The sequence below is a fragment of the Wenzhouxiangella psychrophila genome (genome assembly GCF_042310375.1).
Classification (GTDB): Bacteria; Pseudomonadota; Gammaproteobacteria; order Xanthomonadales; family Wenzhouxiangellaceae; genus Wenzhouxiangella.
In genome coordinates this window covers 232,079-248,057 of sequence record NZ_JBHJMQ010000005.1, presented here as the reverse complement: position 1 = coordinate 248,057, position 15,979 = coordinate 232,079, and the positions used below count along the sequence as shown (strand labels likewise).

Sequence of the window (15,979 nt, the reverse complement as noted above, 5' to 3'; positions counted from 1 at the left end):
CGGACCCCAGGTCGGGCTTTGTGCAAAAGCCCCAGTCGCCAGATTTCATTAAGCCCGGCATTATAACCGCGCCAAACAGGCCGGGGCAACACGTTTGGGCAAGGAAAACCTGAGCGAGGAAGATCGCGATCTTGCTCCTGACCCCGGGAACCGGACGAACCAACAAGCTACAATTACGCCTTTGACCGACTGGAGCCCCCATGCCCCGCCTGGACAGCCACGTCAATCGCAAGGACGCGGATTTCGTCGCTCGCGACGAGCACCACCGGCAGCTGGCCGCCGACCTGCGCGAGAAGCTGGAGCGTACCGCCCTCGGCGGGCCGGAGAAATCGCGTGAAAAGCACGTGGGCCGCGGCAAGCTGCTGCCACGCGAGCGCGTGCGCACCCTGCTCGATCCCGGCAGTCCGTTCCTGGAGGTAGCGCCCCTGGCGGCCAACGGCATGTACGAGGATGCCGCCCCGGGCGCGGGCGTGATCGCCGGCGTCGGCCGGGTCAACGGCGTCGAGTGCATGGTGGTGGCCAACGACGCCACCGTGAAGGGCGGCACCTACTACCCCATCACGGTCAAGAAACACCTGCGCGCCCAGGAAATCGCGCTGGAGAACAACCTGCCCTGCATCTACCTGGTCGACTCCGGCGGGGCCTTCCTGCCGTTACAGGACGAGGTCTTCCCGGATCGCGACCATTTCGGGCGCATCTTCTACAACCAGGCGCGGCTGTCGGCGAAAAACATCCCGCAGATCGCGGTGGTGATGGGCTCGTGCACCGCCGGCGGCGCTTACGTGCCGGCGATGTGCGACGAAGCGATCATCGTCAAGGAACAGGGCACGATCTTTCTGGGCGGTCCGCCGCTGGTCAAGGCAGCCACCGGCGAGGAAGTCGACGCCGAGACCCTGGGCGGGGCCGACGTACACACCCGGCTTTCCGGTGTGGCCGACCACTTCGCCGAGAACGACACCCACGCAGTAGCCATCGCGCGCGAGCTGGTCGGCAACCTCAACCGCCCCGAACCGGCCTTCGGGCCGAGCGAGGACCCGCGCAAGCCGGCCTACCCGGCCGAAGATATCTACGGCATCCTGCCGGACGACACCCGCTACCCCTTCGAGGTGCGCGAGATCATCGCCCGCATCGTCGACGGCTCGGAGTTCACGGAGTTCAAAGCTCGCTACGGCACCACCCTGGTGTGCGGCTTCGCCTCGATTCACGGCTACAAGGTGGGCATCGTCGCCAACAACGGCATCCTGTTCTCCGAGTCGGCCCTGAAGGGCGCGCACTTCATCGAACTGTGCAACCAGCGGAACATCCCGCTGGTATTCCTGCAGAACATCACCGGCTTCATGGTCGGCAAGAAGTACGAGCAATCGGGCATCGCGCGCGACGGCGCCAAGATGGTCACCGCCGTGGCCTGCTCGCACGTGCCCAAGTTCACGGTGGTCATCGGCGGCTCCTTCGGCGCCGGCAACTATGCCATGTGCGGCCGCGCCTACCAGCCCCGCTTCCTGTGGATGTGGCCCAACGCTCGCATTTCCGTGATGGGCGGCGACCAGGCCGCCAGCGTACTCGCCACCGTAAAACGCGATGCCCTGGAAGCGCGCGGTGAACAATGGCCTGAAGACGAGGAAGAGAAATTCAAGGCGCCGATCCGCGACCAGTACGAACACCAGGGACACCCCTACTACGCCAGCGCACGCCTGTGGGACGACGGTATCATCGATCCCGCAGACACCCGCCGCGTCCTCGGCCTGGCGATTGCGGCTTCGGCCAACGCACCGATCGAGCGGGAGCGCTTCGGCGTATTCCGCATGTAAAACCCAATACTGTCCACAGATGAACACAGATAAACACAGATATAAAAAAACAAGAGGCGCAATAGCGGACACGCATTGGGCGGCTATTAACTCTTCGGTTGAGCGCCCGCTTTCAATCTCTTTCTTTATCCGTGTTCATCCGTGTTCATCTGTGGACAAACTCATTTTTTGATCTTCAAGAATCTGCCATGACTGAACTACTGAAACTCAAAATCGACGACCGCGGTGTGGCCACGGTGACGCTTAATCGGCCCGAGGTGCACAATGCCTTCAATGCAGAGCTTGTGGCCGAGCTGTCGAAGACCTTCGACAAGGTCGCCAAGGACGCTGCACGGGCCATGATCCTTACCGGCGAGGGTCACTCCTTTTCTGCCGGGGCGGATCTCAACTGGATGCGCTCCATGGCCGAGGGCTCGGAAGCCGAAAACCGCGACGATGCAAAGCGCCTGGCAGCCATGCTGCGCAAGCTCGACCAGCTGCCCTGCCCGACCGTCGCGCGGGTCAACGGCCATGCCTTCGGCGGCGGCGTCGGCCTGATCGCCTGTTGCGACCTCGCCGTGGCGCTGGAGACGGCCAAGTTCGGGCTGACCGAAGTACGCCTGGGCCTCGCACCGGCGACCATTGCGCCGTTCGTGATTCCGCGCATCGGCGTCAACAACGCCCGCCACTACATGCTCACCGGCGAACGCATCAATGCCGAACGCGCCGTACACATCGGCCTGGTCAGCGACACCGTGCCCGCCGGCCAGCTCGACGGCCACGTGGCCGACCTGGTCGACCTGCTGCTCGACGGCGGCCCGCACGCCCAGGCGCACTGCAAGGAACTGATCCACACGATTGCAAGCGGCCGCCACGACGAGGCCGAAACCGACCGGCGCACCTCCGAACTGATTGCCGCCCTGCGCGTCTCCCGCGAAGGCCAGGAAGGCCTCAACGCCTTCCTCGAAAAGCGCAAGCCTTCGTGGATAAAAGACGTAAATCGTAAATCGTAAATCGTTAATGGATGCCCCCATGATCGAAGGAAGCTCGCTCTATTTACGATTTACGATTCACCATTCACGAAGCGGTTGGATCCTCTCCAATGCGCTGAATCAGCTGTAGCGGCAAAGTAGAAACGACATGTTCAGAACGGCCCCGATCAGCAACGCCGATTCCCGGGTCTGCTACACCGGCCATTCCGGCTGATGGAAAACCTTGCGGATGGCCCGACGGCCTTACTCCACCGGCATCGGGCCGAAGGTCAAGGTCAGCCGGACGTGTCCAGGAACTTGCCGGTGCATAGAAACCCGGGCAGCTCGAGCATGCGGTGCGGTCGCCATTGCACAGCGTGCGCCCGCGCCAGGTCATCGTCCCCGGCAAAATTCGGAAAATCGTTAATTGCGGCGAAAAACTCGCGCGAATACAGCAGACAATACTCCCCCTTATTGCCGATCCGGTGGTGTTGCATCAACTCGTCGATGCGCTGGTCGTCCCAGCCGGCCAGCCGGTACATGGTTTCGTGATCCACCTGGCCGCCGTACATCGGATTGCCGGCCGCCTCCCGAAGGCAGCGCTGCCGATCGTTCTCATGCCCCGCGGCCAACAGCGTACTGACTGAATACACGTGATCGCACAATTCGCTTCGACCGGTCCGGTTGGCCACCACATGGAAGCACCGGGAGCGAAGACTGCTGGCTCGGGTTCCCCGCGGTCCAAGACCATCAACCAAAACGCTGTCGCGAGCAATCAGAAAGCAGGGCTTCTCCGACTCCAGGTAGGCAGCCAACTGCTGGTAGCTGCGTTCGAGCCGGTCCGGCGGGGCAGCTGTGACCACGCGTTTATCGGCATCGCCGAACCACCCACATCCTGCCAATAGGAGCACGGCCAGCACCGGCCCCGCGGCCGCGCTGGGGCGCCGCTCCCATTGAGAACGGGAGCGGCGTTTGAGCGCTGAGTCCGGACCAGGGCGCATGATTCGTGGCATCAACCGTCGGACGATCCGGCCGCATCGCCCTGATCATGCGGCACCATGACTGTCGTGGAGCCGGTGCTGCCACCGCAGTCAACCTCGATGGTGTAGACACGCCCCTCGCCAGAGCCCGAGCGACTCGCCCTGAGGTCCAATGCAAGCGCACCGGTGATTTCCACGTCGTTGTCCGGATCACCCTCGTTGAGCCCGACTTCCACTATCTCGCATCCCGGTACCGGCTGATTGTCATCATCGGCGACACTCAGCGCCACCGGAATCATCCGCTAGATGCTGGCGATCTTTAAGGGCAGCCGCATCAGCGAGGTAAGGATTGGCATTGCCGAACGCCCAGGTCGATATACAAATGAACAATATCGACAGAGCAAGCAGATAATAGTGTCTTCGTTTCATTGTGATTCCCCTCTTGCCGCAACCGCTCTCCAACGGTTGGTGGTCACGCTAAAGCAGGGACAAGGAATTACGGAAGGATGCTGACGGCAGCGCCCCATACCAGACCACAAATATCGACATGGGATCATTCCGTCATATGTTTCGGGACTGCAAAACCCCAGCAGAACAGGCACCAACCACCCCGGTCCAAGCTATTCAATTACCCTCCCCATTTTTAGACTAGCCGGAGAAAAATCGGCAGTCAATCCACTGCAACCGATGCGGTAAACTTCAACCCATGTTCAATACCGTCCTGATTGCCAATCGCGGCGAGATCGCCTGCCGCATTATCGCCACCTGCCGCCGCCTCGGGGTGGAGACCGTGGCCGTCTACTCCGACGCCGACGCCAACGCGCGACACGTGCGCCTGGCCGACCGGGCCGTGCATATCGGCGCCGCGGCCGCGCGCGAGTCCTACCTCGATGTCGATCGCATCATCCAGGCGGCGAAGGATACCGGTGCGCAAGCCATCCATCCCGGCTACGGCTTCCTGGCCGAAAATGCCGACTTTGCACGCAAGCTGCGCGATGCCGGCCTCACCCTGATCGGACCGTCCCCCGAGACGATGGACATGATGGGTTCCAAGGCCGCGGCCAAGGCGAAGATGGAAGCCGCCGACGTGCCGCTCATCCCCGGCTACCACGGCGATGACCAGGACGATGCCAGGTTGATGAAAGAGGCCGAGCGCGTCGGCTTTCCGCTGATGCTGAAGGCCGCGGCCGGCGGCGGCGGCAAGGGTATGCGCGTTGTCCATTCGAAAGAGGACTTCGAGGAGGCATTGAAGGCCGCCCGGCGCGAGGCCTCCGGCGCTTTCGGCGACGAGCGCATGATTATCGAGCGCTACCTGCCGAAGCCCCGCCACATCGAGGCCCAGGTCTTCGCCGACACCCGCGGCAATACCGTGCATCTGTTCGAGCGCGACTGCTCCAGCCAGCGTCGCCACCAGAAGATCATCGAGGAAGCCCCGGCCGCCAGACTGGACGATGAGGTCCGCCAGCGCCTGCTCGCCTCGGCGGTACGCGCGGCCGAGGCAGTCGACTACGTCGGCGCCGGCACGGTCGAATTCCTGGTCGACGGCGACGAATTCTTTTTCCTGGAAATGAATACCCGCCTGCAGGTCGAGCACCCGGTGACCGAATGCATCACCGGCCTGGACCTGGTCGAATGGCAGCTCCGCGTTGCTTCAGGCGAGGAACTCCCCCTCGCGCAGGACGACATCCGCGCAACCGGCCACGCCATGGAAGCGCGCATTTACGCCGAAGACCCGGACCAGGGCTTCGTGCCGTCGACCGGCCGGATCGATGCGCTGGTGCTGCCCGCAAGCGGCGGGGTGCGCGTCGATTCGGGCGTGGATGCCGGCGACGAGGTCAGCATGCACTACGACCCGATGATCGCCAAGCTGATCGTCCACGACAGCACGCGCGAGGCCTGCCTGGCCCGCCTCAATCAGGCCCTGGCGGCGAGCTTCGTCGCCGGCCCGACCACCAACCTGGGCTTCCTGCAGGCCCTGGCCGGTTCACAGGTGTTCACGGAAGCGGCCATCGACACCGGCCTGCTCGACCGCGAACTGTCGACCATCCTCAATGCCGGTGAGGCACCGCTGGACATCCTGGCCGCGGCCGCCGGCCGCTGGCTGCTGATGCAGGAATCACAGGCAAGCGACGATACCCCCTGGGATACCTGCGACAGCTGGCGCCTGGGCGAACCGGCGACGCGCTCGCTGGATATCGAAAGCGCTGACAAGCGCATCACCGTCGAGGCGGCCGGCTTCGGCGGGCACTATCGCCTGCACATCGGCGAAGCGCTCCACCCCGTCCGCATCCAGCAGTTGTCCGACGCCGACTTCAGCCTGACCCTCGACGGCCAGGGGCGCCGGCTGCAGATCCATGCCGTCGGCGAACACCGCCTGGAAGTCTGTCTCGACAACCGCCGCTGGCCAATTACCCGCCACGCTCGCTTCGAGGCTGCCATCGACAGCGGCGCCAGCGACGGCCGCCTGCTCGCCCCCATGCCCGGCAAGATCCTGGAAGTACGCGTGGAATCCGGTCAGCCGGTCAGCGAGGGAGAAACCCTGCTGATCATGGAGGCCATGAAGATGGAACTGGCCATCAAGGCGCCGATGGACGGCGAAGTATCGCAAGTCGCCGTCAGCGCCGACGACATCGTGGAAGCGGATAGCTTGTTACTGGAGATTGAAGCCGCGGAACAGTGATTCCGCGAAAGTGCCCGATAGGCTCGGCAGTGCACCACACCGGCGCACGCTCCTCAACCAGAGTTGCGGGCTCCGCCCCCGCCTTGATCGCTATCTCGTTCGAGCGCTTCCGCCTTACGGTTCTTGTAGCGTGTCACCGAGACGACAAGCCTGACAAGCAGCACCAGCAGCGCTACCACGAGTAAAAGGCCGATGAGCTGGCCAATCAGGGTTCCGGTTGAAAGATCCATCTGCCTGTCCTGGTTTCTACTGCCTGAGGGAACCCTAGCACAATCCCCCGGCCGGTAAATTCCGCCGGCAATGTCAAGATGTTCGAGCCCGTGACATTTGTGGATAATCGCCCGACCCGACTTCTCACCTCGACTTCCGATTACCCATGACCGACACAACAGCCGCACGCATCGCCCGACAGATTGCCGAGGAGATCGGCGCCCGCGCCAACCAGGTTACGGCCGCCGTCAGCCTGCTCGACGATGGCGCGACGGTGCCCTTCATCGCTCGTTACCGCAAGGAAGTGACCGGCGGCCTGGACGACACGCAGCTCCGCAGCCTCGAGACGCGCCTGAGCTACCTGCGCGAGCTCGAGGACCGGCGAACCAAGGTGCTGGCGAGCATCGACGAGCAGGGGAAACTGACCGACGATCTCAAGGAAGCGATCGCGCATGCCGAAACCAAGGCGCGACTGGAAGACCTGTACCTGCCCTACAAGCCCAAGCGCCGCACCCGCGCGCAAAACGCCCGGGAGGCCGGGCTGGAACCTCTGCTTGACGCCCTGCTGGCCGATCCTTGTCTGAATCCGCATGCGGCCGCGGCCGACTACGTCGATGCCAACAAGAAGGTGGACGACGCCGACGCTGCCCTGGATGGCGCTCGCCAGATCCTGATCGAGCGTGCCGGCGAACATGCCGACCTGCTCGGCGAACTGCGCGAGTGGTACAGCAACTGCGCGCGGCTGGTCGCGCGAGTGATCGACGGCAAGGAATCCGAAGGCGCCAAATACCGGGATTACTTCGAGTACTCCGAGCCGCTGAAAAAAGCGCCGTCACACCGCGTGCTGGCCATGCTCAGGGGTCGCAACGAAGGCGTGCTCAGCATCGAACTCGAACCCGGCAGCGATCCGGCCGCCGGCCATGAGCACGCCATCGCGCGGGTGGCGCATTTTCTCGGCATCGAAGACCGCGGCCGCCCCACCGACAGCTGGCTGGAGACGGGTGCACGACTGGCCTGGAAGGCGCGCGTGCAGATGAACCTGCAGGTGGAGTTGATGGTGGCCGCGCGTGAACGCGCCGAGGCCGAGGCGATCCGTATTTTCGGCAACAACCTCGGCGACCTGATGCTGGCCGCGCCCGCTGGCGCGCGCACGGTGTTGGGCCTGGACCCGGGGCTTCGCACCGGCACCAAGGCGGTCGTCATCGACGGTACCGGCAAGCTGCTCGATACCGCCACGATCTACCCGCTGCCGCCGCAAAAGCGCGTCGAGGAAGCGCTGGATACCCTGGGCGCTCTTTGCCGCAAGCACGAGGTCGAGCTGATCGCCATCGGCAACGGCACCGCCTCACGCGAGATCGACCAGTTCGTCGGCCACGCGCTCAAGCAGCTAGGGCTTCGCGGCATCCAGAAGCTGGTGGTTTCCGAAGCCGGCGCCTCGGTCTACTCGGCTTCCGAGCTGGCGGCAAAAGAGTTTCCGAACCTGGATGTCAGCCTGCGCGGCGCCGTTTCCATCGCCCGCCGCCTGCAGGACCCGCTGGCCGAGCTGGTCAAGATCGAGCCCAGGGCGATCGGTGTCGGGCAGTACCAGCATGACGTCGATCAGCACAAGCTGGCGAAAACCCTGGACGCCCGCGTCGAGGACTGCGTCAACGCCGTGGGCGTTCACGTCAATACCGCCTCCAGCGCGCTGCTCGCGCGTGTAGCGGGCCTCAATGCAACGGTCGCGGACAACATCGTCTCCCACCGCGACGACAACGGCCCATTCCGCCGGCGAAAGGACCTGCTCAAGGTGCCGCGCCTGGGGGCGAAGGGCTTCGAGCAGGCCGCCGGATTCCTGCGCATCGCCGACGGCGACGACCCGCTCGACGCCTCGGCCGTGCACCCGGAAGCCTATCCGGTGGTCAAGCGCATCCTCGAAAAGCTGGCCAGGCCCGTCACCGAGGTCATCGGCGACTCGCGGACCCTGCGCGCGCTCAATGCCCAGGACTTCGCCGACGCCCGCTTCGGCCTGCCCACCGTGCAGGACATCCTCAAGGAACTGGAAAAACCCGGCCGTGATCCACGCCCGGAATTCGAAACCGCAAAGTTCACCGAGGGCGTGGACACCATCAAGGATCTGCGCCCCGGCATGATCCTGGAAGGCACCGTCAGCAACGTCGCTGCCTTTGGCGCCTTTGTCGACCTGGGCGTCCACCAGGACGGGCTTGTCCATATCAGCGCGATGAGCGACAAGTTCGTCAAGGATCCCAGGACGGTGGTCAAGGCCGGCCAGGTCGTAAAGGTCAAGGTCATGAATATCGATCTGGAGCGCAAGCGCATTGCACTCAGCCTGCGCCTGGATGACCCCCTGCCGGATGAAACGGATCCGACAGCGAAAGGCGACCCGAAACCTCCGAGACCGAAAAGCAAGTCGGGAAAGAAAGCGGGCAAACAATCGCCATCAAACACCGACGGCACCCTGGCCGAAGCTTTCGCCAGGGCAAAGGCAAAATAGGCCAATTTCGCTTCGCAAACAGAAGCCTCAACGCCAGAGCCCGGCACAGTCCTGAATCGCCCCGGCTTTTCCGGAGAGCTCCGTTTTTGAGTCAGGCCGCTTTGGCCTGACTCGCGAGTTGCTGATAATACGCTGCCTCAAGTTCGGCTGGTGGTACATGGCCGATTGATCCCAGCAAGCGTCGGTGATTGAACCAGTCGACCCAGTTCAGCGTGGCGTATTCGACCGGGCTCGCTTCGCGCCAAGGTCCTTGGTGGTGGATGACCTCGGTCTTGTAGAGCCCGATGATGGTCTCGGCCAGGGCATTGTCGTAGGAGTTGCCGGTCGATCCGACCGAGCCGTCGATGCCGGCGTCGGTCAGTCGCTGGGTGTAGTGGATCGATAGATACTGAACGCCGCGGTCGCTGTGGTGGATCAGACCATCGCAATCGCCTCGGGCATGCAGCGCCTGCTCAAGCGCATCGAGCACCAGCGAGGTGGTCATGGACCGGGCCGTTTTCCAGCCGACGATCCGCTTGGCGAACACATCGATCACGAAGGCGGTGTAGACGAAGCCAACCCAGGTCGGCACATAGGTAAAGTCGGCCACCCACAGCTGGTTCGGGCGCTTGGCACTAAACCGTCGCCTGACCAGATCGTCCGGACAGACCGTGATCGGCGCCGGGCGCGTCGTTCGGCGATACGCCCCGCGACTCACGCCCCGGATGCCCATCTCGCGCATCAGGCGCTCGACCGTGCAGCGAGCCACGTCCACGCCCTCGCGCCGAAGCTGGTGCCAGATCTTGCGCGTCCCGTAGACGCAGAAGTTCTCTTCCCAAATCGCCTCGATGCGCTGCTTGAGTTCGACATCGCGCCGGGCGCGATCGGACAGCCGCTCTGGGCAAGCCTGGCAGGCCTTGTGTTCGTGGTACGTCGACGCGGCAATCGGCAACTGCTGACAGATCGGCTCGACCCCGTAGACGTCTCGGTGGTCGTCGATAAAAGAGACCATCACTTCGGTTCGCGGTCGAGCTCCGCCTGGGCGAAAAAAGCCGACGCCTTGCGCAGGATCTCGTTGGCCCGCTTGAGTTCGAAGTTCTCCCGCTTCAGGCGCTTGAGTTCCTCGCTCTCGGTGGTCGTCTGGCCCGGCCGCTCACCCGAATCGCGCTCGTCTTGTCGGATCCACAGCCGCAAGGTCTCGGCCTTACAACCGAACTTCTCGGCTATCGAGCTGATCGCCGCCCACTCGGAGTTGTACTGATCACGCTGTTCGCGCACCATCCGAATGGCTCGTTCCCGCACTTCTGGGCTGTATCTTCGCTTGTCGTTCATGACTCCATCCTCTCAAATGATGGAGTCTCCGGTAAAACCGGGGCGGTTCAGTCCTGAACCAGGCGAACCGCAGGGGGATCCCCCGATCCCCCGCGACCCGCCGGGCGTGCGTCCCCGATAGCCAACAATTGCACTCGTGGAGTACAACTCCAAATTAGCAAAACGGGCTTATGCGTACATCCCCCATTTGGGTTACTGACGCGGCAGCAATGTCGTTCGCATTCAGCCCTTGAAGAGTTCGGCGGGCAGCAACGCTTTGAGGACGTCGGCCACAACATCGCCCTGGCGCCGCCAGCTATTCTTGCGCATGGCCGATTTCATCTGCGACCGGGCGGTTTCGTAAGCAATTCCGGCCCGCTCTGCAAATCGCTTGAGCGACTCCCCCTCCACTACCGAATTGACAACCTCGGCCTCGGCGGGCGTAAGGTGGAAGCGCATCATCAATCCCTGGCGCCAATCGGAATTGTTGCGGGCCGGATCGGTGACGATCAGGGCAACTGACCGCTCGTCGAGCCGGACGAGAGAAGACACAAAATCACTGCCGAAAGAACCCGTGGACAATCTCAAGAGGCGAGCCTTCCCGTTGAGCACCTCCCCGAGTTGCTCACCGAAAGCCTGGTCATCTTGGGAGTGTCGCATGTGCAGACGGCCAGCCCGGCTGACCCACGCACGGCCCGCGGACAAAAATTCTTCGGCGAGGCGATTGGCGAATTGAATAGAACGTTTCGAGTCAATCACGACCACTGCATGATCAAAGCGATCCCACAGAGTGGTTACCGTCTCGATTGACGCTTCCAACTGTTCGATGTGCCTGAACCCCAACCAGGCTTGGCGCAGATGGGGCACCATCGAACGGATGCGCTTGAGTTCCCGTTCAGTGTGGTCATTGCCATCAATCGCTTTCATGAAGGAAAACTCTGAGATATATCGATCGCCAACTTCGAGCGCCACTCCAGCGGCCCAGCGGATGCCCATGGGCTTGTAGACATGATTGAAGATATCGCTGCTGAGCAATTCTTTCTGCGAAATGAAATCGCTGGTTCTTACAACTTTTCCGGGCTGGTAGTATCCAGACACAGTCTCGATCTGAAAATTTCCGCGACCAAATTCACGGTTATAGCTTTCGATCGAGGGGTCCGGCATCGCGTTGGCGGTTAACACCTCACCGACTTGCTCTTCCAGGTCGTACGTGTCAAGCGTAACCACTCTGCTGCCGGCGAAACCAGCAAGCGCATCAAGCGCCGAAAACCACGACACCGTCCCCATCGCCGCGCCATAGAGTGCCTGTATGGCATCTTCCCGGATTTCTCCCATTCTCAACCCACCCTCCCCGGTGGAACCTCCGAGATATTGTTCCACAGCCCCGAGTCGCCTGACAAACCGCACTCCTTCGGCCCGCCAGCCGACCGGCTCCGGCAGACTCACTCCCCGAACCTCCATACAGGCTCATGGTCACAATACATAGAACTCAAAAGGAAAGTCGCCATGCGGTGGTTGCTCAGCGTAATCGTGGTAGTGCTCCTTGTAGTGGGGCTTTGGTGGATGGAGCAGAAGCGGCAGGCGAGGATGGTGCCGGAACCCGACGTTAACCTTCCGACCGTGCCCGAGCAGCCCGAGCCCCGTTATCCGGTGCCGGAACCCGAGCCCGAGCGGCTCCCAACGCCCGACGACACCACCGAAGGCGACACCCCGGAGGCGTCCGATACCTCACCGGAAACCAGGCCCGAACCGAAGCCTCCGCTACCGGACCTGGCAGACAGCGATACGGCCGCGGTCGAAACACTGGCGAGCTTGCTTGGCAACGAGTTCGTCCGGCAGCGAATCAAGCCGGAGTTCGTCATTCCGCGCGGGGTTTCCCTGATCAATAGCCTTGATGGCGAGGCACCAGCAATCAAGTCACGCCCGGTGAGAACGCTCGATGATGAACCGCTGACCGAGGAGACCGGCAACGGCGAGACGCTGCTCTGGACCGAAGCCAACAGCGCGCGCTACGAAGACCTGGTCGCCGCCATCGAAGCCGTTCCGCCTGAAGAGGCCGCGGCTAACTACACTCGCTACTATCCGCTGTTCCAGCAAGCCTGGGACGAATTGGGCGAACCCGAACCCTATTTCAACGATCGCCTGATCGACATCATCGATCACCTGCTGGCCACGCCGGAGGTCGAACTGCCGTTTGAAGTCACGCCCTACGAGAACCGGCTGCACTTCGCCGACGAATCGCTCGAGGAACAAACCTGGGGACGCAAACTGTTGTTTCGCATGGGCCCAGATCATGCTCGGCGGGTAAAAGCCTGGCTGGAGACATTCCGGCAGGCGGTCACCGACCAGCCCGGTCGGGAAGCGGATGACTGATTGCCACGGCGGCGCTGACAGAACATTCGCAATACTCAGGGTAATTTCGAGTCATGCGCTCAAGTCTGCGAATTCTCACGCTCCTGCTGGCGGTCTGGCTGCTCACCGGCTGCGGCGTCAAGACGGCCTACAACAACGCCGACTGGCTGGTGATGCGCTGGGTCAACGACCGGGTCAGCCTGACCAGCGTGCAGGAACGTGAACTACGCGATTCGATCGAAGCCAACCTGGCCTGGCATTGCGCCAGCGAACTCCCCGACTACGCCGCTTTTCTGCGGCAGGTCGACGCCGATGTGCGCGCCGGCCGCGTCGACGAGAGGACGATCGAAAGCTACGGGGAACAAGTCTCGGATTTCGGGCGGCGACTACTCCAGCGGGTGCGCCCCTCACTGATCGAACTGCTCGCCAGTCTCGATGACAAGCAGGTCGCAGAACTCGTGGCCAGCTTCGAGCAGCGCAATCTGGAACTGGCCGAGGAGGCCGAGGCCTACGCCGATGACCACTCAGCCGAAAAACGGGTCGAAGGCATGGAGAAAGGCATACGCCGATTTTCCGGCCGCCTGACCGACGAACAACGCGAGCGACTGAGGTCCTGGGCGGCCAGGCTTCATGACACGACCGGGATGGCACTCGAGCAGCGGCTGAAGTGGCAAGCCGAGTTTCAGCGGGTAATGCTGTTGCGCCAGGATCGCGAACGCTTCGAAGCCGCCATGGCGGCACTTCTGCAGCCCGATCTATTTGTCACCGAGGCGCTCGAGCAACAACGCGAATACAACCGGGCCCACACCATCGAGACCATGGCCGACATTCACGGCATGGCGCCCGATCGCCAGATCCAGCGGCTGCGAAACAACCTGACCGACTTTTCCAGTGACCTCGAGCAGCTCAGCTGTTCAAGCTGATCCCGCGGAGACTTACTCGGCCAGCGTCAGGCGCGTGACCTTCTGGAAGCCCCTGGGCAGCTTGCGGCCGCGCTGCGCGCGCTCGCCCCAGTAGTTTTCGGTATCCGCCCAGCTTAGCCTCAGGTAGCGTTGCCCGGCCCAGACCAGGCAGTCTTCGCCGGCGGCGATGACGATGGCGCCGGCCATCTTCTCGCCGGCCTTTTTCGCCTTGGGCGGGATATTGATGAGCTTGTTGCCCTTGCCCTTGGACAACTCGGGGACTTCGGACAGGTAGTAGGCGAGCAGGTAGCCCTCGGTGGTGGCGCAGACGATAACGGCCTCTTCGTCGTCGGCCACCGGCGAAATCGGCAGCGCATCGGCCCCGGCCGGCACGGTGAGCATCTGTTTGCCGGCCTTCTGGCGGGTATGCAGGTTCTCGAGCTGGGTGACGAAGCCGTAGCCGGCATCCGAGGCCAGCAGTACGCGATCCTCGGGGGCGCCAATCGCCAGGCTGCGGAAGACGGCGTCGGGCTTGGGACTGAAACGGCCGGTAAGCGGCTCGCCCAGGCTGCGGGCCGAGGGCAGCTCGTGGGCGATCAATGAATAGCTGCGGCCGGTGGAATCCAGGAAGCAGGCGGTCTGCGTGCTGCGGCCGCGCGCGGCGGCCAGGAATTCATCGCCGGCTCGGTAGTTGAGTTCCTCGGGCTTGATGTCGTGACCCTTGGCGGCGCGCACCCAGCCGTTGTCACTCAGCACCACGGTCACCGGCTCGGACGGCACCAGGTCGGTCTCCTTCAGGGCCTGGGCGGCGGCGCGTTCGACGATCTGCGAACGGCGCTCGTCGCCGTAGGCCTCGGCGTCTTCGAGCAGTTCGTCCCGGATCAGGCGGGTGAGCTTCTTCGGCGATTCCAGAATGGCCTCGATCTGCTTGCGCTCGTCCTCGAGCTTGTCCTTTTCACCCTGGATCTTCATTTCCTCGAGCTTGGCCAGGTTGCGCAGCTTGAGTTCGAGAATCGCCTCGGCCTGGGTACCGGTCAGGCCGAATCGCTCCATCAGAACGGGCTTGGGCTCATCCTCGGTGCGGATGATATGGATGACCTCGTCGATATTGAGGTAGGCGATCAACAGGCCCTCGAGGATATGCAGGCGATCGACCACCTGGTCGAGGCGATACTCCAGGCGCCGGGTGACGGTCCGGCGGCGGAACCCCAGCCACTCGATCAGCAGCTCCTTGAGGTTGCGCACGCCGGGCCGACCATCGAGGCCGATCACGTTGAGATTCATGCGCGCGCTCTTTTCCAGGTCTGTGGTCGCGAACAGATGGCCCATCAGCTGCTCGACGTCCACACGGTTCGAGCGCGGCACGATGACCAGGCGCGTGGGATGCTCATGGTCCGACTCGTCACGCAAGTCGGTCACCCAGGGCAGTTTCTTGGCCTGCATCTGGCCGGCAATCTGCTCGAGCACCTTCGCCGGCGAAACCTGGTGCGGGAGTGCCGTGACGATGATTTCCTCGCCCTCCTTCTCCCACTTGGCGCGCTGACGGATACCACCGGAGCCGGTCTCGTAGAGGGCGATCAGATCTTCCCGGGAACTGACGATCTCCGGACCGCCGGGAAAGTCGGGGGCGGGAATGTGCTCACACAGCTCGGCCACGCTGGTCTTCTTCGGCGCTTCGAGCAATCGGATGCAGGCTGAAACCACCTCGTTGAGGTTGTGCGGGGGAATATCCGTGGCCATGCCCACGGCAATACCCTGGCCACCGTTGAGCAGCACATTGGGCAAGCGTGCAGGCAGCAGCTTGGGCTCTTTCAGCGTACCGTCGAAGTTGGGCACCCATTCGACCGTGCCCTGCCCCAATTCGGCCAAAAGGGTTTTCGCGTACGGCGCCAGGCGCGACTCGGTGTAGCGCATGGCCGCGAAGGACTTGGGATCGTCGGGCGAGCCGAAATTGCCCTGCCCGTCGACCAGCGGATAGCGGTAGGAGAAGGGCTGGGCCATCAGCACCATGGCCTCGTAGCAGGCGGAGTCGCCGTGCGGGTGGAACTTGCCGATCACGTCCCCGACCGTACGGGCGGATTTCTTGTGCTTGGACGCGGCCGAAAGCCCCAGCTCGCTCATGGCGTAGACGATGCGCCGCTGCACGGGCTTTAGACCGTCGCACACGTTGGGCAGGGCGCGGTCGAGCACCACGTACATGGCGTAGTCGAGGTAGGCGCGCTCGGCGTAGGTGCGCAGGGGTTGCTGTTCGAAGTCGCCGGAAACGGGTTTGATTTCGCTCATGGCGACGAATTGTCGCCGATGAGCGAGCGC

The 15,979-nt window shown here is 63.1% G+C and carries 12 protein-coding genes and 1 other annotated feature; of the genes, 6 read left to right on the top strand and 6 right to left on the bottom strand.

The window, feature by feature from the left end:
- The first annotated feature begins 200 nt into the window (after nucleotides 1-200).
- Together ACDC66_RS08915 and ACDC66_RS08910 are read left to right on the top strand one after the other, a co-directional pair.
- The gene (locus tag ACDC66_RS08915; protein ID WP_376696356.1) at nucleotides 201-1,808 is read left to right on the top strand and encodes a carboxyl transferase domain-containing protein; all 1,608 of its coding nucleotides are present in this window, start codon (nucleotides 201-203) and stop codon (nucleotides 1,806-1,808) included.
- Between the two features lie 188 nt (nucleotides 1,809-1,996).
- Complete coding sequence (locus ACDC66_RS08910; RefSeq protein ID WP_376696355.1) at nucleotides 1,997-2,800, top strand: enoyl-CoA hydratase-related protein; 804 nt, start codon at nucleotides 1,997-1,999, stop codon at nucleotides 2,798-2,800.
- A 254-nt stretch (nucleotides 2,801-3,054) separates the two neighbouring features.
- Here the strand turns inward: ACDC66_RS08910 and ACDC66_RS08905 are convergent, their stop codons facing one another.
- Nucleotides 3,055-3,621, bottom strand: a complete 567-nt coding sequence (locus tag ACDC66_RS08905; protein WP_376696354.1) for a hypothetical protein — start codon at nucleotides 3,619-3,621, stop codon at nucleotides 3,055-3,057.
- A gap of 149 nt (nucleotides 3,622-3,770) precedes the next feature.
- Nucleotides 3,771-4,028, bottom strand: coding sequence for a hypothetical protein (locus ACDC66_RS08900; protein ID WP_376696353.1), 258 nt, complete (start codon nucleotides 4,026-4,028; stop codon nucleotides 3,771-3,773).
- A gap of 416 nt (nucleotides 4,029-4,444) precedes the next feature.
- On the opposite strand from ACDC66_RS08900, the gene ACDC66_RS08895 reads away from it, so the two are divergent.
- On the top strand, nucleotides 4,445-6,418 hold the full coding sequence (locus ACDC66_RS08895) for an acetyl/propionyl/methylcrotonyl-CoA carboxylase subunit alpha (RefSeq protein ID WP_376696352.1): 1,974 nt from the start codon (nucleotides 4,445-4,447) through the stop codon (nucleotides 6,416-6,418).
- A 53-nt stretch (nucleotides 6,419-6,471) separates the two neighbouring features.
- On the opposite strand, the gene ACDC66_RS08890 is transcribed toward ACDC66_RS08895, so the two are convergent.
- A complete protein-coding gene (locus tag ACDC66_RS08890) occupies nucleotides 6,472-6,648 on the bottom strand; it encodes a hypothetical protein (RefSeq protein ID WP_376696351.1) in 177 nt (58 codons plus the stop codon).
- A gap of 146 nt (nucleotides 6,649-6,794) precedes the next feature.
- Between ACDC66_RS08890 and ACDC66_RS08885 the strand changes: the two genes are divergently transcribed.
- The gene (locus tag ACDC66_RS08885) at nucleotides 6,795-9,122 is read left to right on the top strand and encodes a Tex family protein (protein WP_376696350.1); all 2,328 of its coding nucleotides are present in this window, start codon (nucleotides 6,795-6,797) and stop codon (nucleotides 9,120-9,122) included.
- 91 nt (nucleotides 9,123-9,213) lie between these two features.
- Here the strand turns inward: ACDC66_RS08885 and ACDC66_RS08880 are convergent.
- Nucleotides 9,214-10,433, bottom strand: a protein-coding gene (locus ACDC66_RS08880) for an IS3 family transposase (protein WP_376696308.1) whose coding sequence is annotated in 2 segments (ribosomal slippage) — nucleotides 9,214-10,145 and nucleotides 10,145-10,433 — 1,221 coding nt in all. Because the reading frame shifts where the segments join, the coding sequence is not laid out codon by codon here.
- Nucleotides 10,039-10,155, bottom strand: a sequence feature (AL1L pseudoknot). Its footprint overlaps the gene before it by 117 nt.
- Before the next feature lie 222 nt (nucleotides 10,434-10,655).
- Nucleotides 10,656-11,858, bottom strand: coding sequence for a helix-turn-helix transcriptional regulator (locus ACDC66_RS08875; RefSeq protein WP_376696349.1), 1,203 nt, complete (start codon nucleotides 11,856-11,858; stop codon nucleotides 10,656-10,658).
- A 60-nt stretch (nucleotides 11,859-11,918) separates the two neighbouring features.
- On the opposite strand from ACDC66_RS08875, the gene ACDC66_RS08870 reads away from it, so the two are divergent.
- Nucleotides 11,919-12,785 (top strand): DUF3014 domain-containing protein, encoded by an 867-nt coding sequence (locus ACDC66_RS08870; protein WP_376696348.1) that lies wholly within the window; start codon nucleotides 11,919-11,921, stop codon nucleotides 12,783-12,785.
- A gap of 53 nt (nucleotides 12,786-12,838) precedes the next feature.
- Nucleotides 12,839-13,687 (top strand): DUF6279 family lipoprotein, encoded by an 849-nt coding sequence (locus ACDC66_RS08865; RefSeq protein WP_376696347.1) that lies wholly within the window; start codon nucleotides 12,839-12,841, stop codon nucleotides 13,685-13,687.
- A gap of 12 nt (nucleotides 13,688-13,699) precedes the next feature.
- Here ACDC66_RS08865 and parC read toward each other — a convergent pair whose 3' ends face one another.
- The gene (parC, locus tag ACDC66_RS08860) at nucleotides 13,700-15,949 is read right to left on the bottom strand and encodes a DNA topoisomerase IV subunit A (protein ID WP_376696346.1); all 2,250 of its coding nucleotides are present in this window, start codon (nucleotides 15,947-15,949) and stop codon (nucleotides 13,700-13,702) included.
- Nucleotides 15,950-15,979 lie beyond the last annotated feature (30 nt).

Excerpts from the sequence above, each read along its gene's own strand:
- ACDC66_RS08915 (WP_376696356.1), top strand. The coding sequence starts at position 201 with ATGCCCCGCCTGGACAGCCACGTCAATCGCAAGGACGCGGATTTCGTC.
- ACDC66_RS08910 (WP_376696355.1), top strand. The coding sequence starts at position 1,997 with ATGACTGAACTACTGAAACTCAAAATCGACGACCGCGGTGTGGCCACG.
- ACDC66_RS08895 (WP_376696352.1), top strand. The coding sequence starts at position 4,445 with ATGTTCAATACCGTCCTGATTGCCAATCGCGGCGAGATCGCCTGCCGC.
- ACDC66_RS08890 (WP_376696351.1), bottom strand. The coding sequence starts at position 6,648 with ATGGATCTTTCAACCGGAACCCTGATTGGCCAGCTCATCGGCCTTTTA.
- ACDC66_RS08885 (WP_376696350.1), top strand. The coding sequence starts at position 6,795 with ATGACCGACACAACAGCCGCACGCATCGCCCGACAGATTGCCGAGGAG.
- ACDC66_RS08870 (WP_376696348.1), top strand. The coding sequence starts at position 11,919 with ATGCGGTGGTTGCTCAGCGTAATCGTGGTAGTGCTCCTTGTAGTGGGG.
- ACDC66_RS08865 (WP_376696347.1), top strand. The coding sequence starts at position 12,839 with ATGCGCTCAAGTCTGCGAATTCTCACGCTCCTGCTGGCGGTCTGGCTG.
- parC (WP_376696346.1), bottom strand. The coding sequence starts at position 15,949 with ATGAGCGAAATCAAACCCGTTTCCGGCGACTTCGAACAGCAACCCCTG.